25 protein-coding genes are annotated in these 24,818 nt (G+C 61.6%); 18 read left to right on the plus strand and 7 right to left on the minus strand.

Going from position 1 to position 24,818, the window contains the following annotated elements:
• The first annotated feature begins 70 nt into the window (after positions 1–70).
• Positions 71–349, plus strand: a complete 279-nt coding sequence (gene rpsT, locus Q8X51_RS07495) for a 30S ribosomal protein S20 (RefSeq protein WP_003188401.1) — start codon at positions 71–73, stop codon at positions 347–349.
• Between the two features lie 204 nt (positions 350–553).
• On the opposite strand, the gene Q8X51_RS07500 is transcribed toward rpsT, so the two are convergent.
• Entirely contained in the window at positions 554–1,039 is a 486-nt protein-coding gene (locus Q8X51_RS07500; protein ID WP_027606858.1) for an FKBP-type peptidyl-prolyl cis-trans isomerase, read from the minus strand.
• Between Q8X51_RS07500 and Q8X51_RS07505 the strand changes: the two genes are divergently transcribed.
• From Q8X51_RS07505 to Q8X51_RS07515, 3 genes are all read left to right on the plus strand, one after another.
• Entirely contained in the window at positions 1,038–1,328 is a 291-nt protein-coding gene (locus tag Q8X51_RS07505; RefSeq protein ID WP_065948463.1) for a DUF3565 domain-containing protein, read from the plus strand. The genes Q8X51_RS07500 and Q8X51_RS07505 overlap by 2 nt on opposite strands.
• 79 nt (positions 1,329–1,407) lie before the next feature.
• Positions 1,408–3,507, plus strand: coding sequence for a phosphate acetyltransferase (gene pta / locus Q8X51_RS07510; RefSeq protein ID WP_065924069.1), 2,100 nt, complete (start codon positions 1,408–1,410; stop codon positions 3,505–3,507).
• A complete protein-coding gene (locus Q8X51_RS07515) occupies positions 3,508–4,407 on the plus strand; it encodes an acyltransferase (protein ID WP_065924068.1) in 900 nt (299 codons plus the stop codon).
• Positions 4,408–4,687: 280 nt separating this feature from the next.
• Here the strand turns inward: Q8X51_RS07515 and cysN are convergent, their stop codons facing one another.
• The 3 genes from cysN to Q8X51_RS07530 all read right to left on the minus strand — a co-directional run bounded on the left by cysN (position 4,688) and on the right by Q8X51_RS07530 (position 8,408).
• Positions 4,688–6,586 carry a sulfate adenylyltransferase subunit CysN gene (cysN, locus tag Q8X51_RS07520; RefSeq protein WP_065924067.1) on the minus strand — a complete coding sequence of 633 codons (1,899 nt, stop codon included), beginning with the start codon at positions 6,584–6,586 and terminating at the stop codon, positions 4,688–4,690.
• 9 nt (positions 6,587–6,595) lie between these two features.
• On the minus strand, positions 6,596–7,513 hold the full coding sequence (gene cysD, locus Q8X51_RS07525; protein WP_017137614.1) for a sulfate adenylyltransferase subunit CysD: 918 nt from the start codon (positions 7,511–7,513) through the stop codon (positions 6,596–6,598).
• A gap of 136 nt (positions 7,514–7,649) precedes the next feature.
• The gene (locus Q8X51_RS07530) at positions 7,650–8,408 is read right to left on the minus strand and encodes a Nif3-like dinuclear metal center hexameric protein (RefSeq protein WP_407693105.1); all 759 of its coding nucleotides are present in this window, start codon (positions 8,406–8,408) and stop codon (positions 7,650–7,652) included.
• A 102-nt stretch (positions 8,409–8,510) separates the two neighbouring features.
• Between Q8X51_RS07530 and algW the strand changes: the two genes are divergently transcribed.
• Both algW and Q8X51_RS07540 read left to right on the plus strand, forming a co-directional pair.
• A complete protein-coding gene (algW, locus tag Q8X51_RS07535; RefSeq protein ID WP_053131789.1) occupies positions 8,511–9,665 on the plus strand; it encodes a Do family serine endopeptidase AlgW in 1,155 nt (384 codons plus the stop codon).
• A gap of 112 nt (positions 9,666–9,777) precedes the next feature.
• Positions 9,778–11,874: a TonB-dependent siderophore receptor gene (locus Q8X51_RS07540; RefSeq protein WP_407693104.1), complete on the plus strand. Its 2,097-nt coding sequence runs from the start codon at positions 9,778–9,780 to the stop codon at positions 11,872–11,874.
• Positions 11,875–11,990: 116 nt separating this feature from the next.
• Here Q8X51_RS07540 and hemH read toward each other — a convergent pair whose 3' ends face one another.
• The gene (hemH, locus tag Q8X51_RS07545; protein ID WP_065924063.1) at positions 11,991–13,016 is read right to left on the minus strand and encodes a ferrochelatase; all 1,026 of its coding nucleotides are present in this window, start codon (positions 13,014–13,016) and stop codon (positions 11,991–11,993) included.
• A gap of 15 nt (positions 13,017–13,031) precedes the next feature.
• The gene (locus Q8X51_RS07550) at positions 13,032–13,931 is read right to left on the minus strand and encodes a TIGR01777 family oxidoreductase (protein WP_137212618.1); all 900 of its coding nucleotides are present in this window, start codon (positions 13,929–13,931) and stop codon (positions 13,032–13,034) included.
• A 212-nt stretch (positions 13,932–14,143) separates the two neighbouring features.
• Here Q8X51_RS07550 and Q8X51_RS07555 point away from each other — a divergent pair, with 212 nt between their 5' ends.
• The 12 genes from Q8X51_RS07555 to Q8X51_RS07610 all read left to right on the plus strand — a co-directional run bounded on the left by Q8X51_RS07555 (position 14,144) and on the right by Q8X51_RS07610 (position 24,151).
• The gene (locus tag Q8X51_RS07555) at positions 14,144–15,130 is read left to right on the plus strand and encodes an NAD(P)/FAD-dependent oxidoreductase (protein ID WP_407693103.1); all 987 of its coding nucleotides are present in this window, start codon (positions 14,144–14,146) and stop codon (positions 15,128–15,130) included.
• The gene (locus tag Q8X51_RS07560; protein ID WP_065924060.1) at positions 15,127–15,342 is read left to right on the plus strand and encodes a TIGR02450 family Trp-rich protein; all 216 of its coding nucleotides are present in this window, start codon (positions 15,127–15,129) and stop codon (positions 15,340–15,342) included. The genes Q8X51_RS07555 and Q8X51_RS07560 overlap by 4 nt, the downstream gene beginning before the upstream one ends.
• 112 nt (positions 15,343–15,454) lie before the next feature.
• Entirely contained in the window at positions 15,455–16,420 is a 966-nt protein-coding gene (locus tag Q8X51_RS07565) for a YbgA family protein (protein ID WP_407693102.1), read from the plus strand.
• A gap of 15 nt (positions 16,421–16,435) precedes the next feature.
• Positions 16,436–17,365, plus strand: coding sequence for a MerR family transcriptional regulator (locus Q8X51_RS07570; RefSeq protein ID WP_065924058.1), 930 nt, complete (start codon positions 16,436–16,438; stop codon positions 17,363–17,365).
• Positions 17,366–18,808 carry a deoxyribodipyrimidine photo-lyase gene (gene phrB / locus Q8X51_RS07575; RefSeq protein ID WP_407693101.1) on the plus strand — a complete coding sequence of 481 codons (1,443 nt, stop codon included), beginning with the start codon at positions 17,366–17,368 and terminating at the stop codon, positions 18,806–18,808.
• Positions 18,801–19,223, plus strand: coding sequence for a nuclear transport factor 2 family protein (locus tag Q8X51_RS07580; protein WP_065924056.1), 423 nt, complete (start codon positions 18,801–18,803; stop codon positions 19,221–19,223). Before phrB ends, Q8X51_RS07580 begins: the two co-directional genes overlap by 8 nt.
• Entirely contained in the window at positions 19,220–20,002 is a 783-nt protein-coding gene (locus Q8X51_RS07585; RefSeq protein WP_065924055.1) for an SDR family NAD(P)-dependent oxidoreductase, read from the plus strand. The genes Q8X51_RS07580 and Q8X51_RS07585 overlap by 4 nt, the downstream gene beginning before the upstream one ends.
• Positions 19,999–21,246, plus strand: a complete 1,248-nt coding sequence (locus Q8X51_RS07590; RefSeq protein ID WP_065948470.1) for an NAD(P)/FAD-dependent oxidoreductase — start codon at positions 19,999–20,001, stop codon at positions 21,244–21,246. The genes Q8X51_RS07585 and Q8X51_RS07590 overlap by 4 nt, the downstream gene beginning before the upstream one ends.
• Positions 21,243–22,052 (plus strand): DUF1365 domain-containing protein, encoded by an 810-nt coding sequence (locus Q8X51_RS07595; RefSeq protein WP_065924053.1) that lies wholly within the window; start codon positions 21,243–21,245, stop codon positions 22,050–22,052. The genes Q8X51_RS07590 and Q8X51_RS07595 overlap by 4 nt, the downstream gene beginning before the upstream one ends.
• The gene (locus Q8X51_RS07600) at positions 22,039–23,310 is read left to right on the plus strand and encodes a class I SAM-dependent methyltransferase (protein ID WP_407693100.1); all 1,272 of its coding nucleotides are present in this window, start codon (positions 22,039–22,041) and stop codon (positions 23,308–23,310) included. Before Q8X51_RS07595 ends, Q8X51_RS07600 begins: the two co-directional genes overlap by 14 nt.
• A complete protein-coding gene (locus Q8X51_RS07605; RefSeq protein WP_065924051.1) occupies positions 23,303–23,791 on the plus strand; it encodes a DUF2878 domain-containing protein in 489 nt (162 codons plus the stop codon). The genes Q8X51_RS07600 and Q8X51_RS07605 overlap by 8 nt, the downstream gene beginning before the upstream one ends.
• Positions 23,792–23,845: 54 nt before the next feature.
• Positions 23,846–24,151: a YkgJ family cysteine cluster protein gene (locus Q8X51_RS07610; protein WP_027606879.1), complete on the plus strand. Its 306-nt coding sequence runs from the start codon at positions 23,846–23,848 to the stop codon at positions 24,149–24,151.
• Positions 24,152–24,226: 75 nt separating this feature from the next.
• On the opposite strand, the gene Q8X51_RS07615 is transcribed toward Q8X51_RS07610, so the two are convergent.
• Entirely contained in the window at positions 24,227–24,745 is a 519-nt protein-coding gene (locus Q8X51_RS07615; RefSeq protein WP_027606880.1) for an acyloxyacyl hydrolase, read from the minus strand.
• Positions 24,746–24,818 lie beyond the last annotated feature (73 nt).

Genomic DNA, 24,818 nt, shown 5'->3' on the forward strand with positions numbered 1-24,818 from the left:
CAAGTCATCGGCATGATTCGCGGCCTATTTTGTTTGCTATTTCCTAAAAAGTCTTTCGAGGAGCTCGACGGTGGCCAACACACCTTCCGCCAAAAAACGTGCAAAACAGGCTGAGAAGCGTCGCAGCCACAACGCCAGCCTGCGTTCCATGGTTCGTACCTACATCAAGAATGTAGTTAAAGCCATCGACACCAAAGACGCTGAAAAAGCTCAAGCAGCTTACGTTCTGGCTGTGCCAGTTATCGACCGTATGGCCGATAAAGGCATCATCCACAAGAACAAGGCCGCTCGTCATAAGAGCCGCCTGAATGGCCACATCAAGGCTCTGAGCGTTCCTGCTGCTGCCTAAGTGGTAACAACTGCCACGCAGCCCAGGTTGCGAAACAGTTAAGAAATGCCCCGTACCGAAAGGTCTGGGGCATTTTTGTTTGTGCCTGAAAATACACCACGATCAAAATGTGGCGGGGGGATCCGGTAGAGATTTTCAAGCGCACAAAAAACGCCCCGAACCAGTCGGGGCGTTTTTTTTGCTACCACTTGATCAAAACATCAATCAATGGTGATGACCGCCTTCACCGTGGACGTGACCGTGGGCCACTTCTTCCTGGGAAGCGTCGCGGATGGCAACGATCTTCACTTGGAAGTTCAGGCGCTGGCCAGCCAGAGGGTGGTTGCCGTCGACGGTGACGTCGTCGCCGTCCAGATCACGAATGGTGACGATCTGCATTTGACCGTCCGGCGCGGAGGCGTGGAACTGCATGCCCACTTCCAACTCATCAACACCTTCGAACATGCTGCGGCTCAGGGTGCTGACCAGTTCGGCGGAGTATTCGCCGTAGGCATCTTCAGGTTCTACGGCAACGGTCAGCTCATCACCAACGCTCTTGCCTTCCAGAGCCTTTTCCAGGCCTGGGATGATGTTACCTGCGCCTTGCAGGTAGACCAGCGGCGCGCCGCCGGCTGAGCTGTCGATGACCTCACCAGCGTCGTTGGTCAGGGTATAGTCGATGGAGACAGCCTTGTTAGCGGCGATCGTCATGGGGCGAGACCTTTTGCATAAGAATGAAGAACGGACAAGTCTAAACAAGGATTTGCCCGAAAGCGAACAGAACCCGGACGGACGGGGCCGATCAACGGCATCCTTGATCATCGGCTTCCACCAGGACGAGGAGGGTCACTGGGTTGCCGAGCTGTCCTGCGGCCACACCCAGCACCTGCGCCACCAGCCGCCATGGCAGTCTCGCGCCTGGGTACTCGACGCCACACAGCGCCTGGAAAAAATAGGCCAGCCCTTTGCCTGCGGCTGGTGTGCGCAAGCGCCCGAATAACGATAACCTTGGCGCCTGATTCCCGGTAGGCACTCAACCATAGGGCGCCACCGAAGCCATGCACCTCCAGAGAATTCGCATGCAGACTTTTTTTATCGCGCCCACCGATTTTGGTGTGGGTCTGACCTCCATCAGCCTTGGGCTGGTGCGTACCCTTGAGCGAGCCGGCCTGAAAGTCGGTTTTTTCAAGCCGATTGCCCAGCCACATCCCGGCGATACCGGCCCCGAACGCTCCACCGAGCTGGTGGCTCGCACCCATGGCCTCAAGCCGCCACAACCGCTAGGCCTGGCTCACGTGGAACGCATGCTCGGCGACGGCCAGCTCGACGAGCTGCTCGAAGAAATCATCACCCTTTATCAGCAGGCCGCCGTGGGCAAGGACGTGCTGATCGTCGAAGGTATGGTACCGACCCGCAGCGCCAGCTATGCGGCCCGGGTCAACCTGCACCTGGCCAAGAGCCTGGATGCGGAAGTGATCCTGGTCTCGGCCCCGGAAAACGAAGTGCTCACCGAACTCTCCGGCCGCGTGGAACTGCAGGCCCAGCTGTTCGGCGGCCCGAAAGACCCGAAAGTGCTCGGCGTGATCCTGAACAAGGTGCGCACCGACGAAAGCATGGAAGCCTTCTCGGCGCGCCTCAAGGAGCATTCGCCCTTGCTGCGCAGCGGTGATTTCCGCCTGCTCGGCTGCATTCCTTACCAGCCGGAACTCAACGCGCCGCGCACCCGCGACGTGGCCGACCTGATGGGCGCGCAGATCCTCAACGCCGGCGACTACGAAACCCGGCGCATGACCAAGATCATCATCTGCGCCCGCACCATGCGTAACACCGTGGAGCTGCTCAAGCCCGGCGTGCTGGTGGTGACCCCCGGCGACCGTGACGACATCATCCTCGCCGTCAGCCTGGCCGCGATCAACGGTGTGCCCCTGGCCGGCCTGCTGCTGACCAGCGACACCCTGCCCGACCCGCGCATCATGGATCTGTGCCGCGGCGCGTTCCAGGCTGGGCTGCCGGTTTTGTCGGTGAGTACCGGTTCCTACGAGACCGCCAACCTGCTCAACAACCTCAACAAGGAAATCCCCATCGATGACCGCGAGCGCGCGGAGATCATCACCGATTTCGTCGCCAGCCACCTCGATGCGCGCTGGCTGCACCAGCGCTGCGGCACGCCACGGGAGATGCGCCTGTCGCCGGCGGTGTTCCGCTACCAGTTGATCCAGCGCGCCCAGGCGGCCAACAAACGCATTGTGCTGCCCGAGGGCAGCGAGCCGCTGACCGTGCAAGCCGCCGCTATCTGCCAGGCAAGGGGCATCGCGCGCTGCGTGCTGCTGGCCAAGCCGGCTGACGTAGAAGCGGTCGCGCGCGCCCAGGGCATCGAATTGCCCGAAGGCCTGGAGATTCTCGACCCGGACCTGATTCGCCAGCGCTACGTGGAGCCCATGGTTGCCCTGCGCAAGAGCAAGAGCCTGAATGCACCGATGGCCGAGCAGCAACTGGAAGACACCGTGGTGATCGCCACCATGATGCTCGCACTGGATGAAGTGGACGGCTTGGTTTCCGGTGTTATCCACTCCACCGCCAACACCATTCGCCCGGCCCTGCAGTTGATCAAGACCGCACCGGGCTGCACCCTGGTGTCGTCGGTGTTCTTCATGCTGTTCCCCGAGCAGGTGCTGGTCTACGGCGACTGCGTGATGAACCCGCACCCCAGTGCCGCCGAGCTGGCGGAAATCGCCCTGCAAAGCGCCGACTCGGCCGCCGCCTTCGGCATCACCCCGCGTGTGGCGATGATCAGCTACTCCAGCGGCGACTCGGCCAGCGGTGAGGAAGTGGAGAAAGTCCGCGAAGCCACCCTGCTCGCCCATGAACAGCAAAGCTCACTGCTGATCGACGGCCCGCTGCAATACGACGCCGCCGCCAACGAAACCGTCGCCCGCCAACTGGCCCCCGACAGCCTGGTCGCCGGCAAAGCCACCGTGTTCGTGTTCCCGGACCTGAACACCGGCAACACCACGCACAAGGCCGTGCAACGCAGTGCCGATTGCGTCAGCCTGGGGCCGATGCTCCAGGGCCTGCGCAAACCGGTCAACGACCTGCCACGCGGCGCCCAGGTCGACGACATCGTGTACACCATCGCGCTGACTGCGATCCAAGCCGCCAACCGACCTATGGATATCTAAATGCTGGATTTTCTACCTGCCGCCGTACGCGGGGTGATCGCTTCGCTGCTGTTGGCGCTGAATACGATCCTGCTGTGTTCGTTCCTGTTTATCGTGGCGCTGTTCAAGGCGCTGCCCTTCGCCAAGCGCTTCAGCGAATGGCTGATGAACCACACCCACGAAGCCTGGGTCACCAACAACAAGGGCTGGATGAACCTGGTGCGCCATACCCGTTGGCACCTTAAAGGCCTTGAAGGCCTGGACTACCAGCACTCGTACCTGGTGACCAGCAATCACCAGAGCTGGGTCGACATCATGGTCCTGCAATACGTGCTCAATCGTCGGATTCGCCCGCTGAAATTCTTCCTCAAGCAGGAGTTGATCTGGGTGCCGGTGATTGGCCTGGCGTGGTGGGCACTGGGTTTTCCCTTCATGAAGCGCTACACCAAGGCCTACCTGGAAAAACACCCGGAGAAGAAAGGCAAGGACCTGGAAACCACTCGCAAGACCTGTGCGAAGTTTCGCGACAACCCCGTGGGTATTTTCAACTTTGCCGAAGGCACGCGTTTTACACCGGGCAAGCATGCGCAGCAGAAGTCGCCGTTTCGCTACCTGCTCAAGCCCAAGGCGGGTGGTATCGCGTTTGTGCTGGATGCCATGGGGGAACAGCTGAAATCACTGGTCAATGTGACCATTCACTACCCTGGCGGACGTCCTGGGTATTGGGACCTGCTGTGCGGGAAGGTGCAGGACGTGGTGGTGCAGTTTGAAGAGGTGCAGATTCCGGCAGAGTTTATCGGCAGGAATTATGAGCAGGATGGGGAGTATCGACTGGCGTTCCAGGGGTGGATCAACCAGCTGTGGGAAACCAAGGATGCGTTGCTGGATCAGCTTCACACCGAATTCCCAAGCAAGCGATGATCAACCTGTGGGAGGGGGCTTGCCCAAATGCCAGTCAGTTAAGGCTTTTTGTAGGAGCGAGCTTGCTCGCGAAAAACTCACAGGCGCCGCGCTCATTCAGGAAGCACGCGTTATCGTTGACGTTTTTCGCGAGCAAGCTCGCTCCTACAGGAGGCGATGTAAGCTTAACTGACTGGCATTAGGGCTTGCCCCCTCCCACATTTGACCGCGCCCGGTCTTGAAGATGTGAAAAAGCCCGCCACCGATCACTCGGTGGCGGGCTTTTTTGTGGCCGCGAGACTTAGATCGCGCCGCGCTGACGCAACAGTTCCAGCACTTGCTTGACGCTGTCTTCCAGTGACAGGGCCTGGGTATCGATTACCAGGTCGGCATTCAACGGCACGTCGTACGGGAAGGATTCGCCAGGGATGTTATCCCCACCCGCCGCGTACAAGCCCTGCGGATCACGCTCGGCGCACACCTGCGGGGAGGCCTGCACGTACACGGTCAGCAGGCGGTCGCTGCCAATCAGCGCCTTGGCCTGTTCACGGCCTTCGGCATCCGGGGCGACGAATGCGGCCAGGGTCAGCAGGCCGGCTTCGTTGAACTGACGCGCCACGTGAGCGGCACGGCGCCAGTTTTCGGTACGCCCGGCACGGTCCTGGGGCAAGCCCTTGTTCAGGTCGTGGCGCAGGTTCTGGCCATCCAGCACGAACACCGCACGGCCCATGTCGAACAGCTTGCGCTCGACCGCATAGGCCAAGGTGCTCTTGCCCGCGCCTGACAGGCCGCTGAACAACACGGTAGCCGGTTGCTGGCCGAAACGCTGGGCGCGCTCCTCGGTGGCGACATGGGCCAACTTGCCGTGATGCGCCGCACTGCCGTGGGTGACCGGCGGTGCGATGATCATGCCGGCGCCCACGGTGCCGTTGGTCAGGCGGTCGATGACGATAAACGCACCGGTGGTGCGGTTGCTGTCATAGCCATCCAACGCAATGGCAGCATCGAGGCTGACCTTGACCCGGCCGATCTCGTTCAACTGCAGCGAACTCGCCGGGCCTTCGGCCAGGGTGTTCACGTCCACACGGTGCACGATGCTGGTGATGGAACCCGGCACGTAGCTGGTGGCGCGCTTGATGTCGTATTTCTTGCCCGGCAGCATCGGCTCTTCGGCCATCCACACCAGCATGGCGTCGAAGGCGTCGGTCACTTGCGGCACGTTGTCGGCATGCACCAGCAGGTCGCCACGAGAGATGTCGATCTCGTCTTCCATGGTCAGGGTCACGGCCTGGCCTGGGCCGGCGTGTTCCAGCTCACCTTCGAAGGTGACGATGGATTTGACGCGGCTGCTCTTGCCTGACGGCAGCACCACGACTTCGTCGCCCTTATGCACAATGCCGCTGGCCAGGGTGCCGGCAAACCCACGGAAGTTCAGGTTCGGACGGTTGACGTACTGCACCGGGAAACGCAGGTCGGTGTAGTTGCGGTCGTTGGCGATCTCGACAGTCTCGAGGATCTCCATCAGCGACTGGCCGGTGTACCAGGGCGAGTGCTCGCTCTTGTTCACCACGTTGTCGCCCTTGAGTGCCGACATCGGCACGAATGCCATGGTGCTCGGCTTGAAGGCGATGCCCTCGGCGAACTTCAGGTAATCGGCCTTGATCGACTCGAACACACTTTGGTCAAAGCCATTGATGTCCATCTTGTTGACGGCGATCACGATGTGCTTGATGCCCAGCAACGAGGCGATATAGCTGTGGCGACGGGTCTGGGTCTGCACGCCGTAGCGCGCGTCGATCAGGATGATCGCCAGGTCACAGGTGGATGCACCGGTGGCCATGTTGCGGGTGTACTGCTCATGGCCGGGGGTGTCGGCGATGATGAATTTGCGCTTGGCGGTGGAAAAGTAGCGGTAGGCGACATCGATGGTGATGCCCTGCTCACGCTCGGCCTGCAGGCCGTCGACCAGCAACGCCAGGTCGATGTCGTCACCGGTGGTGCCGGACTTCTTCGAGTCACGGGTGATGGCTTCCAGGTGATCTTCGTAGATCATCTTGGAGTCGTGCAGCAGGCGCCCGATCAGGGTGCTCTTGCCGTCGTCGACGTTGCCACAGGTCAGGAAGCGCAACATTTCCTTGCGCTCGTGCTGGCCCAGGTAGGCGAGGATGTCCTCGCTGATCAAATCAGATTGATGCGACATGACAGCCCCTTAGAAATAGCCTTGACGTTTTTTATCTTCCATCGAGCCGGCACCATCGTGGTCGATGACACGGCCCTGGCGCTCGGAAGTTCGCGTCAGGAGCATTTCCTGAATGATGTCCGTCAGCGTCTCGGCTTCGGACTCCACCGCGCCCGTCAACGGGTAGCAGCCAAGGGTACGGAAACGTACTTTCTTTTTGACGATTCGGGCTTTGTCTTCGTCGGACAAGTGCTCGAGGATGCGGTCGTCGTCGATCATGATCAACGTGCCGTTCTTCTCGATGACATCGCGTTCGGCGGCGAAGTACAGCGGCACGATCGGGATGCCTTCCAGGTAGATGTACTGCCAGATGTCCAGCTCGGTCCAGTTGGACAGCGGGAACACACGGATCGACTCACCCTTGTTGACGTTGCCGTTGTAGACGTTCCACAGCTCCGGGCGCTGGTTCTTCGGGTCCCAGCGGTGCTTGCTGTCGCGGAACGAGTACACGCGCTCTTTGGCACGGGATTTCTCTTCATCGCGACGGGCACCGCCGAAGGCGGCGTCGAAACCATGCTTGTCCAAGGCCTGCTTGAGACCTTCGGTCTTCATGATGTCGGTGTGCTTGGCGCTGCCGTGGGTGAACGGGTTGATGCCCTGCGCCACGCCATCCGGGTTGACGTGGGTGATCAGGTCCAGGCCCAGCTCCTCGACCATTTTGTCGCGGAACTTGTACATCTCCTGGAATTTCCAGCGGGTGTCGACGTGCATCACCGGGAACGGCAGCTTGCCCGGGAAGAAGGCCTTGCGCGCCAGGTGCAGCATCACGGCGGAGTCTTTACCGATCGAGTAGAGCATCACCGGGTTGTCGAACTCGGCGGCGACCTCGCGGATGATGTGGATGCTTTCCGCCTCCAGCTGTTTCAGATGCGTCAGTTTGTCGACCATGGTTACTCACGGAAAAACGATCTTATGGACGGCCAGCGGGCCGTGTTCGAGCGGGGCATGCTAGCACAGCACCTTCTTCTATTCAGGGCACCAGCTAGATCGAAACGGTATATCAATATGCCCCAAGGTTTGGCAGTCAAATCGGGTTGGGGCAATCGATGAACAGATGCTCCAAGGCAAAGCGCCGCGCCAGGTAATCGCCCAGCGCCTGTACACCGTAACGCTCAGTGGCGTGGTGTCCGGCGGCGATAAAGCTGATGTCGTTTTCGCGCGCGCTGTGAAAGGTTTGCTCGGAAGCTTCGCCGCTCAGGAACAGGTCGACGCCCGCGGCGATGGCGTTGTCGATGTAACCCTGGCCACCGCCGGTGCACCAGCCGATGCGGCGGATCATCTGGCTGCCTTCGATCAGCAGCGGCTCGCGGCCCATCACATCCTGCACACGCCGGGCGAAGTCGCGGGGCGACAGCGGTTCGGCGAGCGAGCCGACCAGGCCGACGATCCTGGGGTTGCTCGGGTCCAGTGGGCCTTCGACGGTGATGTCCAACTGGCGGGCGAGTTGCACGTTATTGCCAACGTCGGGGTGCAGGTCCAGCGGCAGGTGGTAGGCCAGCAGGCTGATGTCGTGCTTGAGCAGGGTTTTCAGGCGGCGTTGCTTCATGCCGGTGATGCAGGGGTTTTCGCCTTTCCAGAAATAACCGTGGTGCACCAGGATCAAATCGGCCTGGGCTTCGACGGCCGCGTCCAGCAGGGCAAGGCTTGCGGTAACGCCGCTGACGATGCGCATCACTTGCGGCCGCCCCTCGACCTGCAGGCCATTGGGGCAGTAATCGGCAATTTTTGCGCTGCCAAGGTAGCGGTCCGCTTCCTCGACGAGGGTGGTAAGGGGGACGGCCATAAAAGACTCCTAAATATCCCGTTCCGAGGCGCTCGCAGCCTCGTATAATGCGCGACATTATGGGCGCTCTCCCGCCCCCTGCAACCTGTCAGGACTTACTTGATGCTCAAGGCACTGCGTTTTTTTGGATGGCCATTGTTGGCTGGCGTGCTGATCGCGATGCTGATTATTCAGCGTTATCCCCAGTGGGTGGGCTTACCCAGCCTTGATGTGAACCTGCAACAGGCACCGCAAACCAGTGCGGTAGTGCAAGGCCCGGTGACTTATGCAGATGCGGTAGTCATTGCGGCCCCTGCCGTGGTCAACCTGTACACCACCAAGGTCATCAACAAGCCGGCCCATCCGCTGTTTGAAGACCCGCAGTTCCGCCGCTACTTCGGTGACAACGGGCCCAAACAGCGCCGCATGGAGTCCAGCCTGGGTTCGGGGGTGATCATGAGCCCCGAAGGCTACATCCTCACCAATAACCATGTGACCACCGGCGCCGACCAGATTGTGGTGGCCCTGCGTGACGGCCGCGAAACCCTGGCCCGTGTGGTGGGCAGCGACCCGGAAACCGACCTCGCGGTCCTGAAGATCGATTTGAAAAACCTGCCGTCCATCACCCTAGGCCGCTCCGATGGGCTGCGGGTGGGTGATGTGGCACTGGCCATCGGCAACCCGTTCGGGGTGGGCCAGACGGTGACCATGGGCATCATCAGCGCCACCGGGCGTAACCAACTGGGGCTTAACAGCTACGAAGATTTCATCCAGACCGACGCGGCGATCAACCCGGGCAACTCCGGCGGCGCACTGGTGGATGCCAATGGCAACCTGACTGGCATCAACACGGCGATTTTCTCCAAGTCCGGCGGCTCCCAGGGCATCGGCTTTGCGATCCCGGTAAAGCTGGCGATGGAAGTGATGAAGTCGATCATCGAGCACGGCCAGGTAATTCGCGGCTGGCTGGGGATTGAAGTACAGCCGTTGACCAAGGAACTGGCCGAGTCGTTTGGCCTGACCGGGCGCCCAGGTATAGTGGTCGCCGGGATCTTCCGCGATGGCCCGGCGCAGAAAGCCGGCCTGCAACTCGGGGACGTGATCCTCAGTATCAACGGCGAACCGGCCGGCGATGGCCGTAAGTCGATGAACCAGGTGGCGCGGATCAAGCCGACCGACAAGGTGGCGATCCAAGTTATGCGCAACGGTAAAGAGATCAAGCTGCTGGCGGAAATCGGCCTGCGCCCACCGCCTGCACCGGTCAAGGAAGAGGAATAAATCACCTCGGCAGGTACCCGTTCGCGGGTACCTGTAAGCTCATATTTCAAAGCAAATCCATTCTCATTAGACATGTTATATTGTTTCAATACCGCTATTGGAACGCTCTATCATGCCGTCTCGAACGTTTGCCCCCCTGGCTGGCCTGGCCTTGGGTTTGCTGCTGGATCCCGCCTTTGCCGAAGACAACACCGTTGAGCTGGAGACCATCAGCGTCACCACCGACGCCTATGAATCCGCCACCGGCCCGGTCAACGGCTACCGCGCCACCCGCTCTGCCAGCGCGACTAAAACCGACACCGCCCTGCGCGACATCCCACAGTCCATCAGCGTGATTCCCGCCTCGGTACTCACGGACCTGGGCAGCACCAACGTGGAGCGCGCCCTGGAATTTGCCGGCGGCGTGTCCAAGCAGAACAACTTTGGCGGCCTCACGCTCTACGAATACAGCGTGCGCGGCTTTACCACATCAGAGTTCTACCAAGACGGCTTCAGCGCCAACCGGGGCTACCCGAGCACCCCGGACGCGGCCAATATCGAACGCATCGAAGTGCTCAAAGGCCCGGCCGCCAGCCTGTATGGCCGTGGTGATCCCGGCGGCACCGTGAATATCGTCACCAAAAAACCTCAGCCTGAAGCCTTCACCACCCTGCAAACCAGCGCCGGCAGTTGGGACCGCTATCGCACCGCCGTCGACGTCAATACGCCGCTGGACAGCGAGGGCAACCTGCTGTCGCGGGTCAACCTGGCGGTGGAAGACAACAACAGCTTCCGCGATCACGTCGAGAGCAAGCGTGTATTTGTCGCGCCCTCATTCAGCTGGCAGCTGGCCCCGGACACGTCCCTGCTGGTGGAGAGCGAATTCGTACGCCACAGCTCCACCTTCGACCGGGGCATCGTCGATGCCCCAGGCGTATCGCGCTCCACCTTCCTCGGCGAACCCAACGACGGCGATATCGACAACCACAACAACCGCATCCAGGCGACCCTCGAGCATCATCTCAACGACGCCTGGAAACTGCGCCTGGCCAGCCATTACAAACAAGGCAGCCTGTGGGGCGACGCCTCGGAAAACCGCGCACTGAACACCGACGGCCATACCCTTAACCGCCGTTACCGCGAACGCTCCACGGGCTGGCACGACAGCATCACCCAGCTGGAACTGCGCGGCCTGTTCGACCTTGGCAGTTGGCAGCACGAATTGCTGGTCGGCACCGAATACGAGGACTACCGCAAGAAGGAGCGCGTCACCGCCATAGCCGGCAGCCCCTACGCCATCGACCTCTACAACCCGGTCTACGGCCAGCCCAAACCCAATGGCGCACGCTCCGGCACCGACTTCTTCGAACAGACCAAAAGCCAGGCGCTGAACCTGCAAGACCAGATCATCTTCACCGACCGCCTGCGCGGCATGGTCGGCGCGCGCTTCGAGCATTTCGAACAAAGCACCGACGACTTCACCCGCAACCACGCCAAGAGTCGGCAAACCCACGACGCACTTACCCAGCGCGCCGGCCTGCTGTATCAACTGACGCCAGAGGTCGGCGTATTCGCCAACGCTTCCACCTCGTTCAAGCCCAACAGCGGCCTGGACGCCAGCGGTAAGACCTTCAAGCCCGAAGAAGGCGTGGGCTATGAGGTGGGGATCAAGAGCGAGCTGTTCGACGACCGCCTCAGCGCCACCCTCGCCGCCTTCCATATCGAAAAGGAAAACGTACTGGCCCTGGACTCGGCCACCAATACCAACCGCGCCATGGGCAAGGCACGCAGCCAGGGCTTCGACCTGCAACTGACAGGACAACTGACCGATGCGGTACGCGTGATCGGCGCCTTTGCCTACATCGACGCCGAAGTGACCAAGGGTGATAAAGCCATTCCTGCGGGCAGCCGCATCCTCGGCGTAGCCAAGCACAGTGGCAGCCTGTTGGGGGTGTATGAATTCCAGGACGGCGCGCTGCGCGGTTCAGACCTGGGCGCGGCGTTCACCTATGTGGGGGATCGCTCAGGTGAAGCCGGCAGCCGCTTTGAACTGCCCGCTTACCACACCGTCGATTTGCTGGCCCATTACAAGGCCACGCAGAACGTCACCGTGGGCCTGAACCTCAACAACCTGTTCGATGAAAAGTACTACGAACGGTCCTACAGCAATTACTGGGTCAATCCCGGCGAACCGCGCAACCTCACCGTCAGCCTGACCCTCAACCTGTAACCCCCCCCTTGTAGGAGCGAGCTTGCTCGCGAAGCACCTGAGAGCGCCGCGTTACCCCAGAGGCGCTGCGTTATCGTTAACGACCTTCGCGAGCAAGAACTAGGCGTCCCTCGCTCCTACAGTGACAGCGGTGCTCTTTCGCAGAGCGTATTGAGCGCTGCCGCCCACTGCGGATCGTCATTCAAACACGGCACCAGCACCAACTCCTCACCGCCCGCCTCGCGGAATTGCTCCCGACCACGATCACCGATCTCTTCCAGGGTCTCGATGCAGTCGGCAACAAACGCGGGGCACATCACCAGCAGCTTTTTCACCCCTTGACGGGCCAGCGCTTCCAGGCGTGCCTCGGTGTAGGGTTCGATCCACTTCGCACGGCCCAGGCGCGACTGGAACGCCACTGACCATTTGTCGTCAGGCAAGCCCAGGCGCGCGGCGAAGTCGCGGGCAACGCTGAAGCATTGTGCGCGGTAGCAGGTCGCGAGCACCTCAGGCGAGGCGTTCTTGCAGCAGTCCGCATCCTTGAAACAATGCTGGCCGGTCGGGTCGAGCTTTTTCAGATGGCGCTCGGGCAAGCCGTGGAAGCTCAGCAGCAAGTGGTCGTAATGCGCGTCTATATAAGGTCGGGCGCTGGCGGCCAACGCGTCGAGGTATTCCGCCTGATCGTAGAATGGCTGCAGGATCGAGAACTGTACGTTGAGCTTTTTCTCGCGCACTACCCGCTTGGCTTCTTCAATCACCGTGGTCACGGTGCTGTCGGCAAACTGCGGGTACAGAGGCGCCAGAGTCACTTTCTGAATACCTTGGGCGGCCAACCGCGTGAGCGTCGTTTCCAGGGAAGGCTCGCCATAACGCATCGCCAACTCCACGGGCCCCTGGGTCCACTGCGCGGTCATCTGCTGTTGCAGGCGACGACTGAGCACCACCAGCGGCGAACCCTCGTCCCACCATATAGAGGCGTAGGCATGCGCAGATTGCTCAGGGCGCTTGATCAGGATCAACGACACCAGCAAGCGCCGCACCGGCCACGGCAGGTCGATGACATAAGGGTCCATCAGGAACTGATTGAGGTAGCTGCGCACATCGGCCACCGAAGTGGAGGCCGGTGAACCCAAGTTGACCAGTAACAACGCGTGATCCGTCATGCAACATCCTATCTCTTAGAGGCGGCTGGACAAGTCATCCAAAGCCGCATGCAACTCAGTGAACTGGAAAATGAAACCGGCGGCCATCAAGCGTTCGGGGATCGCCTTCTGCCCGCCCAGCAACAGCCCCGATAACTCGCCCAAACCCACCTTCAATGCAAAGGCCGGCATCGGCATGAACGCCGGGCGGTGCAGCGCCTGGCCCAATGTCTTGGCGAACTCGCGGTTACGCACTGGGTGCGGCGCGCAGGCATTATAAGGACCGCTGGCGTCATCCTTGTGCAGAAGAAAATCAATCAGGGCGATTTGATCCTTGATATGAACCCACGGCATCCACTGCCGCCCGCTGCCGATAGGCCCGCCCAGCCCGAGTTTGAACGGCAGCAACAGGCGCGACAAAAAGCCGCCCTCGGCCGCCAGTACCAGGCCGGTGCGCACCAGCACCACGCGGATGCCCATCGCTTCGGCACGTTGGGCGGTTTCTTCCCAGGCGATGCAGAGTTGGCTGGGGAAATCGTCCTGTACCGGGCCGCTGGCCTCGGTCAGTTCGCGCTCGCCACCGTCGCCGTACCAGCCCACCGCCGAACCGGAAACCAGCACCGCCGGTTTCTGCGCCTGGCTTTCGAGCCAGGCCAGCAGGGTTTCGGTCAAGCCGATGCGGCTGCTCCAGAGCAGCGCCTTGCGTTTGTGGGTCCAGGGACGGTCAGCAATCGGCGCACCCGCCAGGTTGACCACCGCGTCCACCGCGCCAATCACCTCCTCCAGACGAGCCACCCCGAGCACCGTTGCACCGCATAACCGGGCGACGTCTTCAGGATGGCGGCTCCACACCGTCAGGCGATGACCTTGGGCAATCCAGTGTTGGCAGAGTTGGCGACCGATCAGGCCGGTACCGCCGGTCAGCAAAATATGCATGGGACGCTCCTCATGTAACGTTCGCCGCCGATCACTAGTCTATTTTATAAGCAGGGATCAATTTGTAATCGAGCGTGACTTTTGTTTAAGCCTCATGGTTAACCATAGGTCACGCCAAGCGATCAGGTACGCCAAAACTTATACCAAAAAATAATATTGTACAGCTATTGGTGTCGGCGTAGCCTGTACCCAACGGTAAAACGAGGCCTCCCATGACTGTCCCCATCGCGATCATCGGCACCGGCATCGCCGGTCTCTCCGCCGCCCGAGCGTTACAAGACGCCGGGCACGTTGTACAACTCTTCGATAAAAGCCGCGGCAGCGGCGGCCGCATGTCCAGCAAGCGCAGCGACGCCGGCGCACTGGACATGGGTGCCCAATACTTCACCGCCCGCGACCGACGCTTCGTCAACGAAGTGCAGCGCTGGCAAAGCAACGGCTGGGCCGAGCAATGGAAGCCCCAGCTGTACAATTTCAAGTCCGGCCAACTCACCCCCTCCCCCGATGAACAGATCCGCTGGGTCGGCACGCCGCGCATGAGCGCCATCACCCGCGCCCTGCTTGACGACCTGCCGGTGGAGTTCGGCTGCCGGATCACCGAGGTGTTCCAAGGCAAGCAACACTGGAACCTGCTGGATGCCGACGGCGAAAACCACGGCCCGTTCAGCCATGTGATCATCGCCACGCCCGCCCCCCAGGCCACGGCCCTGTTGGCGGCAGCGCCCAAATTGGCGAGTGCCGCCGCCGGCGTGAAGATGGACCCGTCCTGGGCCATTGCCCTGGCCTTCGACAAGCCCCTGGATACCCCCATGGAAGGCTGCTTCGTGCAAGACAGCCCGCTGGACTGGCTGGCGCGCAACCGCAGCAAGCCTGGGCGCGATACGACCCTCGATACCTGGGTGCTGCACGCCACCAGCACCTGGAGCAAGGCCCACCTGGACCTGTCCAAGGAAGCGGTGATCGAACACCTGCACGGCGCCTTCGCCGAATTGCTGCACAGCGCCATGCCCCCACCGTCCTTCAGCCTGGCCCACCGCTGGCTCTACGCACGACCGTCAGGCGCCCATGAGTTCGGGGTGCTGGCCGACGCCGACCTGGGCCTGTACGTGTGTGGCGACTGGTGCCTCTCGGGGCGCGTGGAAGGGGCATGGCTCAGTGGCCAGGAAGCCGCGCGACGGTTGATCGAGCACCTGCAATGAACCGCATCAACCCGGCCAAATTGCTGCTGTCGAAGTGGACGGCAGCCCGGCCCCGCAACAAGGAAAAACACTTCCTGGTCACCGAACTGTTTCGTGACGAGGACGGCACAGTGCTGGAAATCGAGTTGCAAGCCGTCATGACCCTGCGCGCTGAGCGCCTGGCCTGGCAAACCCTGCAAAATGCCGAGGCTTGGCAAATCGGCTGGAAATAGCCTCCACGCAAATACTTGTACAAAATATTTGACTTGTACAGCACCAAACCTATGATGAGATTTAGTTGTACAGATTTCAGATCTTGTACAGGAATCTTGCAGAGGTTTGGCCATGCCCAGCACACCGTCCATCAAGCCGAAGATTGGCATCAGCGCCTGCCTGCTGGGCGAAAACGTGCGTTTCAATGGCGGTCACAAGCAATCCCAGCTATGCAGCGAGGTCCTCGCCGAGTACTTCGACTTCGTGCCGCTGTGCCCGGAAGTGGCGATCGGCCTGGGTATCCCCCGTGAAACCATTCGCCTGGTGGGCGATGCCGAACAGCCCCAGGCCGTCGGCACCGTACACCGCGAACTGAATGTCACCGCGCCGCTGAACGCATACGGCCGCAAAATGGCCGCCGAACACACCGACCTGTGCGGCTACATCTTCATGCAGAAGTCGCCGTCCTGCGGCCTGGAACGCGTCAAGGTCTACCGTGAAAACGGAGCGCCGGTGGAGGGCGGCGGGCGTGGCATCTACGCCCAGGCGTTCTGCGCGCGCCACCCGAACCTGCCTGTGGAAGAAGATGGCCGCCTGAATGACCCGGTACTGCGGGAAAACTTCCTGACCCGCGTCTTCGTCTACGCCAGTTGGCAGCAACTGCTGGCCGAGGGCCTGACCCGCCACCGCCTGCTGGCGTTTCACGCGCGCTACAAGTATTTGCTGATGGCCCACAGCCTGATGCATTACAAGAGCCTGGGCCACCGCCTCGGCAGCATGGCCAGGGACGTCAACCTCGACGAGGTGGCCGCCTGCTATTTCAGCGACCTGATGACCGGCCTGAAAAAGTGCGCCACCCGCGGCACCCACACCAACGTGCTGCAACACATCAGCGGCTACCTCAAGCAGGCCATCAGCGCCGACGACAAACAGGAAATGCAGACAGTCATCAGCCAGTATCACCAGGGCATCGTGCCGCTGGTGGTGCCATTGACCCTGCTCAAGCATCACTTTCGCCAACACCCGGACCGCTACATCGCGCAGCAGGCCTACTTGCAGCCGCACCCGGAAAATCTCAGCCTGCGTAATGCGATCTAAACCATGAAAAGCGTCATGACCGCTATCTTGCAAGACGAACCCGGCGCAGACATCGCCCAAGCCCTCGAAGACGGCTGGCTGCCGATTCGTGAAGTGGCGCGCCAGACCGGCGTCAACGCCGTGACCCTGCGCGCCTGGGAACGCCGCTATGGCCTGATCGTGCCCCAGCGCACCCCCAAGGGCCATCGGCTGTTCAATGCCGAGCATGTACAACGCATCCACACCATCCTCACCTGGCTCAATCGCGGCGTGCCGGTCAGCCAGGTAAAAGGCCTGATCGATTCCGCCCAGGCCCTTCCCGATGCCGTAGAGAACGAATGGCAAGCCTTGCGCCAGAACCTGGTGCAGGCCGTCAGCGAACTGGCCGAACGCCGGGTGGACGATGTGTTTAACCAGGCCATGGCGCTGTACCCGCCGCGCACCCTGTGCGAGCAATTGCTGCTGCCGCTGCTGCAGGAGCTGGAACAGCGCTGGCAAGGCCAGTTTGGCGCTCAGATGGAGCGGGTGTTTTTCCTGTCCTGGTTGCGCAGCAAGTTTGGTGCACGCATCTACCACAACAACCGGCAGTTGCACGGCGCGCCGTTGCTGCTGGTCAACCACTCCGACCTGCCCCTGGAGCCGCACCTGTGGCTCAGCGCCTGGCTGGCCAGCAGCGCCGATTGCCCGGTGGAAGTCTTCGACTGGCCGTTGCCCACCGGCGAGTTGGCCCTTGCGGCGGAACACCTGCAACCGCGCGCCGTGCTCCTGTACTCGAGCAAGGCCCTGCAATTGCCGGCATTGACCAAGCTGCTGGCTGGCGTCAATTGCGCAAAACTGCTCGTCGGACCCACGGTCTGCATCCACCAGGCCGAGCTGGCCGTATTAACCCAAGACATTGCGCAATTGTTCGTGGCCGAAGACCCGTTGTCGGCCCATCAGCTCCTGATCCAGCGTGGACTTATCTAAATGCACTTGATCTGGCTGCGCACCGACTTGCGCCTTCACGACAACACCGCCCTGGCCGCGGCCTGCCAGCGAGGCCCGGTGGCGGCCGTGTACCTGGTCACGCCCGAGCAATGGCTGGCCCATGACGATGCCCCCTGCAAAGTGGATTTCTGGCTGCGCAACCTGCAGCACTTGAGCCAGGCCCTGGGCACCCTGAACATTCCCTTGCTGATCCGCCACGCTGCTACCTGGGATCAGGTTCCCGCCGTGTTAAGTGAACTGTGCCGGGAACTGGCCGTAGAGTCGGTGCACGTCAACGAGGAATACGGCATCCATGAAAGCCGTCGCGATGCAGCTGTCGCTGAGACGCTGGAAGCCGGCGGCGTGACGTTCCACAGCTACCTGGACCAACTGCTTTTCCAACCGGGCAGCGTGCTGACCAAGACCGGCACCTACTTCCAGGTGTTCAGCCAGTTCCGCAAGGTCTGCTACGCGCGCCTGCACAGCGCCCTGCCGCGTCGGGTCGCAACGCCCAAGGCCCAAGCCGTGCTCACGCTCAAGAGCGATCCGATTCCCGAACAGGTCGACGGCTTCGAACCGCCCAGCGACACCTTGCGCGCCCTCTGGCCCGCCGGCGAAGACGAAGCCCGTCGCCGCCTCGACGCCTTTGCCGACCAGCAGATCAGCTACTACAAAGACGAACGGGATTTTCCGGCCAAGCCCGGCACCAGCCAGCTCTCCGCCTACCTGGCCGCCGGCGTGGTTTCGCCGCGCCAATGCCTGCACGCCGCCCTGCAAACCAACCAGGGCGAGTTCGAAAGCGGCGACATCGGCGCCATCACCTGGATCAACGAGCTGCTATGGCGTGAGTTCTACAAGCACATTCTGGTCGGCTACCCACGGGTCTCCCGTCACCGCGCTTTCCGTCCCGAGACCGAAGCCCTGGCCTGGCGCGATGCGCCCGAGGACCTCGCCGCCTGGCAACAGGCGCGCACCGGCCTGCCGATCATCGATGCCGCCATGCGCCAGTTGCTGGAAACCGGCTGGATGCATAACCGCCTGCGCATGGTGGTGGCGATGTTCCTGACCAAGAACCTGTTGATCGACTGGCGCGAAGGCGAGCGCTTCTTCATGCGCCACCTGATCGACGGCGACCTGGCCGCCAACAACGGCGGCTGGCAATGGAGTTCATCCACCGGCACCGATTCGGCGCCGTATTTCCGGATTTTCAGCCCGCTGAGCCAGTCGGAAAAATTCGACAGCGAAGGCGTGTTTATCAAGCACTGGCTGCCGGAGCTGGCCACGCTGAACAAGAAGGAAGTGCACAACCCGCAGGCGCTCGGCGGCCTGTTTGGCGTGGCGGATTACCCGCGCTCGATTGTCGACCTGAAAAAATCCCGCGAACGCGCCCTCGCAGCCTTTCGCAACCTGCCTTCACGCCAGGAGGTCGCCGAACATGAGTGACTTCCTGCGCCGCTTCGCCCAGGCCTTTGCCTCGCTGGACAAGCACAACCTGCAACTGCTCGACAGCCTCTACAGCCAGGACATCGCGTTCACCGACCCGCTGCATGAAGTCCATGGACTGACCGCGCTGCACACGTATTTCGCCGAGCTGTACAGCAACGTCAGCCAGCTGCGCTTCGACTTCCATGGTTTCGACCAGGTGGCCGAAGGCGAAGGTTACCTGCGCTGGAACATGAGTTTCTGCCACCCGCGCCTGGGCAAAGGCAAGATCATCCGCGTGGAGGGCTGCTCGCATTTGATGTGGCGTGACAAGGTGTACCGCCACCGCGATTACTTCGACGCCGGCGCCCTGTTGTACGAACACCTTCCCGTGTTGGGTGGGGTCGTCAGTTGGTTGAAAAGGAGAGTGGGATGAACGCACTGCCGCCCCGTCGTTATTGGCTGACCGGTGCCAGCAGTGGCATCGGCGCCGCGCTGGCCGTGGAGCTGCTCAACAGCGGCGCCCACGTGGCCCTCAGTTCACGCACCAAAGGCCCGCTGGAAGCGCTCGCCCAACGGTACCCCGGCCAGGTGCTGGTGGTGGCCGGCGACCTGACCAACAGCCAGACCGTGCGCGAGATCGGTGAACACATCGGCGCGGCCTGGGGTTCGGTCGACAGCGTGATCCTCAACGCCGGCACCTGTGAATATGTCGACGCCAGGCAATTCGATGCCTCGATTATCGAACACGTGGTGCGCACCAATCTGCTGGCGAGCAGTTACTGCATTGAAGCGGCGCTGCCGTTGTTGCGCGCCGGGCGCACACCACACCTGGTGGGCGTCGCCAGCGCCGTGACCTACCTGCCGATGCCACGGGCCGAAGCGTATGGCGCGTCCAAGGCCGGGCTGCGCTACCTGTTCGAATCCCTGCGCATCAGCCTGTCGCCCGAAAACATCGATGTCACGGTGATCAGCCCGGGCTTCGTCGACACCCCACTCACCGAGCGCAATGACTTCCCGATGCCCCTGAGCTGGCCAGCCGACAAGGCTGCGCGGCATATCTTCGCCAAGCTGGAAAAACGCCCGCTGGAGATCGCCTTCCCCGCGCTGTTTATCGCCACGCTGTGGCCGCTGTCGAAACTGCCGAACCGCGCGCAATTGATCATCGGCAAACGCATGTTGCGCAGCCCGCCACCGAAAAAGGACGACCTGTGAAGATCGCCATTATCGGCAGCGGCATCGCCGGGCTGACCAGCGCCTACCTGCTCAGCCGCCGTCACGACATCACGCTGTTCGAGGCGGGCGACCGTATCGGCGGGCATACCCACACGGTCAACGTCACCGTCGAGGGCAAACCCTATGCGGTGGATACCGGCTTCATCGTGTTCAACGACTGGACCTACCCCAACTTCATCCGCTTGCTGGGGCAGATCGGCGTCACCTTCAAGCCTACCGAAATGAGCTTTTCGGTGTGCGACCAGGGCAGCGGCTTCGAGTACAACGGCAACAACCTCAACAGCTTGTTTGCCCAGCGCCGCAATATTCTGTCGCCGGGCTTCTGGGGCATGCTGCGTGACATCCTGCGCTTCAATCGCCAGGCGCCGCTGGACCTGCAAGAGCAGCGCATCAGCGCCGAGATGACCTTGGGTGACTACCTCGAGGCTGGGGGTTACGGGCCGCGATTTATACGGCATTACATCGTACCGATGGGCGCGGCGATCTGGTCGATGTCCCTGGCGGACATGCTGAACTTTCCGCTGCAGTTCTTTGTGCGCTTCTTCAAGAACCACGGCTTGCTCTCGGTGAACAACCGTCCACAGTGGTGCGTGATCGAGGGCGGTTCCAGCCGTTATATCGAACCGCTGACCCGCAGCTTTCGTGAACACGTGCGCCTCAACTGCCCCGTGCACTTGGTCGAGCGTGACGCTGAGGGGGTGATTATCCACAGCGCCGCCGGCACCGAAGCCTTCGACAAGGTGGTGTTCGCCTGCCACAGCGACCAGGCACTCGCTTTGCTCGGCGACCCGAGCCAGGCCGAGCAGGAGATCCTCGGCGCCCTGCCCTACGCCGACAATGACGTGGTGCTGCATACCGACACGCGCCTGCTGCCCGACCGCAAACTCGCCTGGGCCAGCTGGAACTACCGGCTGAGCGGCGACGTGCAGACCCAGGCCGCTGTCACCTATGACATGAACATCCTGCAAGGCATCGACAGCGCCACCACCTTTTGCGTCAGCCTCAACCAGACGTCGATGATCAACCCGCTGAAGATCCTCGCGCGCTATACCTACGCCCACCCGCAATACAGCCTGGCCGCCGTAGCCGCACAAGCGCGTTGGGAGGAGCTGAACGGCACCCGCCATACCTGGTACTGCGGCGCCTATTGGGCCAACGGCTTCCATGAAGACGGCGTCGTCAGCGCCCTGCGCGTAGCCGAAGCCTTCGGGGAAAGCCTGTGAACAGCGCCCTGTACAGCGGCTGGATCGCCCATCGGCGGTTTGCACCCAAGGCCCATGCCTTTCGCTACCGCATCGGCCTGCTGTACCTGGACTTAAGCGAACAAGACCAAGTGCTCGGGCTGTCGCCCCTGGCCGGCGCAAGCCGCCTGGCGCCCTTCGGTTTTCGCCAGCAGGACTACCTGCGTGAATTCACGCGCCACGGCATGAGCTTGACCGATGCTGTGCGCCAGGAAGTCGGCAAGGCCCTGGGGCATACACCCCTGGGCGTTATCTGCCTGCTGACCCAGGCCCGCAGTTGGGGCCTGGCTTTTAACCCGGTGAGTTTCTTCTACTGCTTCGAGGCCGATGGGCAACTGGCCGCGATCCTGTGCGAAGTGACCAACACCCCATGGCGCGAACGCTATCACTACGTGCTGCCGGCCCAGGCCCTCAGCGCGGATCAGCACCAACACTTCGCCGTGGCCAAGGCGTTTCACGTGTCGCCGTTTTTGCCGCGCGACCTGGAATACCGCATGAGCTTCAGCCCGCCCGCCGCCAGGCTCGGCGTGCACATGGCCGATTGGCAGGGCGAGGTGAAAGTCTTCGACGCCACCTTGAGCCTGCACAGGGAAACGCTGAACCGCGCCAGCCTGCACCGTTACCTGTGGCGCTATCCGTGGATGACTGCCAAGACCTGCCTGGCCATCTATTGGCAGGCCCTGCGCCTGTTGCTCAAGCGCACACCGATTTTTTCCCATCAGGCCGCCGACGGCGCCTCTCGCACAGCTGTCGGGTACACCAAGGATCGCCGCCATGAAATCCCCTAGCTTATCGGTCAAGACCCACCGCCTGAACGTCAACGGCATGACCAGTGCGCTGCTGCGCAAGGGCGTGCTGCGCCAACTCAGCCAACTGCGCCATGGCCAGTTGGTGGTGATCGAGGACGGCGAGCGCCAGGTATTCGGCGCACGGGAAGCGCACCTGCTGGGGGAAATCCAGATTGTCGATTCGGCGGTCTGGGGCCTGGTGGCGGCCAACGGTTCCATCGGTGCGGGCGAGGCCTTTATCCACGGCTATTGGACCAGCCCGGACCTGACGGCGGTGGTGCGGGTTATGGTGAGTAACCTGGATGTGCTCGACGCGATGGAGGGTGGCCTGGCGAGATTGGCACGGCCGTTCACCCAAGGCCTGCACTGGCTCAACCGCAACACGCGCAAGGGCTCGCAAAAAAACATCGCCGCCCACTACGACCTCGGCAATGAGCTGTTCGCGGAATTCCTCGACCCGACCATGATGTATTCGGCCGCGCAGTTCCTGACGCCCGACGACAGCCTGGAACAGGCGCAACTGAACAAACTGCAACGCATCTGCCAGAAGCTCGCGCTCAAGCCCACCGATCATCTGCTGGAAATCGGCACCGGCTGGGGCAGCATGGCGCTGTATGCGGCGCAGCAGTACGGCTGCAAGGTCACCACCACGACCTTGTCCAAAGAGCAGTTCGCCTACACCGAAAAACGCATCGCAGCCCTGGGCTTGCAAGACCAGGTCACGTTATTGCTGCAGGACTACCGCGACCTGACCGGCGAGTACGACAAATTGGTGTCCATCGAGATGATCGAAGCGGTGGGCCATCGCTTCCTGCCGACCTACTTCAAGCAGTGCGCGCACCTGCTCAAGCGTGATGGCCTGATGTTGCTGCAAGCCATCACCATCCGTGAGCAACGCTTCGAGCAGGCGAAAAACAGCGTCGACTTTATCCAGCGCTATATCTTCCCCGGCGGTGCCCTGCCCAGTGTGCAGAACATGCTGCACATCGTCAGCCGCGACACCGATATGAACCTGCTGCACATGGAGGACTTCGGCCTGCACTACGCGCGAACCCTGCGCCTGTGGCACGAGAACTTTCGCCACGCCCACGGCCGCCTGACGGAGCTGGGCTACGACGAATATTTCCTGCGGTTGTGGGAGTTCTACCTGTGCTACTGCGAGGGCGGCTTTATGGAGCGCACCATTGGCACCGCGCAATTGCTATTGGCCAAACCGTCGGCCATCAACCCTCCGTTGCTCGGGCGCTTCAGTGCTTAAACCACTGGCCAATGCCGTGCTGTTCCAGTGCGGGTGGTTTGCCTGCGTACTCGGTGGCGATAGCCCTTGGTTGCTGGTGGGGCTGGCGGTGCTGGTTATCCATCTGTTGTGGATAAGTAAAGGGGCTGGGGACGCGACGCTGATCATAAGCGTGACGCTGGCCGGCACGCTATTGGACACGGTGTTGCGCGCTTTGGGCGTGTTCAAGTTCAACGAGCCGGGACCGTTGATTCCGTTCTGGCTGATGTTGTTGTGGGCCCTGCTGGCAACCACCCTGCGCCATTGCCTGGCCTGGAGTGCACGGCCCTGGTGGCGTGCGGCGTTAATGGGTGCGCTGGGCGGACCAATGTCGTATTACGCCGGCAGCCACTTGGCGGGGGTGCAGTTCGGATTCGGCGCGGCGCCGACCCTGGTTGGGCTTGCTGTGCTCTGGGCCATGGTTTTCACCCTGTTGACAGTTGCCGCAATGCGCAAAAGTTGAAGCCGGTCGGCTTCTACTTGCAGCTTGGCGCTTAAAGCTTGAAGCTGCTGCTCTATGACCAACATCCCCCACATTCAAATCACCGAACCCGCCGTCACCTGCTCGACCTGCGCGGCCTGCTGCTGCCAGCTGGAAGTGATGCTGATCACCGACACCGGCGTGCCGGAGCGCTATATCGACACTGACGATTGGGGCGGTGAGGTGATGCTGCGCCTGGATGACGGCTGGTGCGCGGCGCTGGATCGGGACACGATGATGTGCACGATTTACGAACGTAGGCCGCTGATCTGCCGGGAGTTCGAGATGGGCGCACCGGAGTGCCTGACCGAACGCGAAGGCATCGCCACGGCCTACCGCTGATCTGAAGACTGATGACGATCAAAAAGTGTGGGAGGGCTTGCCCCCGCCCACACTGTCTTGCAGCGTTCCTGGGAATTACAGCGGCATGGTGTAGTGCAGCGAGTAGCTTTCTACACCATCGTTATTGCTGCTGATCCCGGCATTGGAGTAGTGCGTGGCGCGAATGCCGACTTCATGCCCACCGGTGAAGCGCAGGCCAAAGCCCAGGCGGTCTTCGAACTGGAAAGCCTGGCCGATGTTGTTGTCTTCCAGCTTGGTACGGGAAAACACTGCCACGCCAATCCCGGCTTCTATGTAAGGCTTGACCGACTGGCCGGCGAATTCATACACAAATACCGGCGAGAACGACAGGCTGCTGGCACCTGCACGGTCATCCCCCTCCCAATAGGTATAGGCGCCGCTCCAATAGCCGGTCAGACGACCGACGTCGCTCTGCATCCAGCTTTTGTCCCAATCCGAGGTCAGGCCCAGTCGATAGGTCAACGTCGAATCGCTGGTGCTGCCCACCCCAAACTCCAGGCCTGCGGCCTGGGCCGAAACAGAGTGTCCCACCACTACGGCCGCAATCGCGGCCAAACAGAACAAGCGCTTCATAAGAAACAGTCCTTTGAAAACAAAGTTGTATGATTTTTTACAGGCCATCTCGCTATAGAAGCTGACGCACACT

Origin of the sequence: Pseudomonas sp. Yb2C2, assembly GCF_052112325.1 — a bacterium.
GTDB lineage: Bacteria > Pseudomonadota > Gammaproteobacteria > Pseudomonadales > Pseudomonadaceae > Aquipseudomonas > Aquipseudomonas marginalis.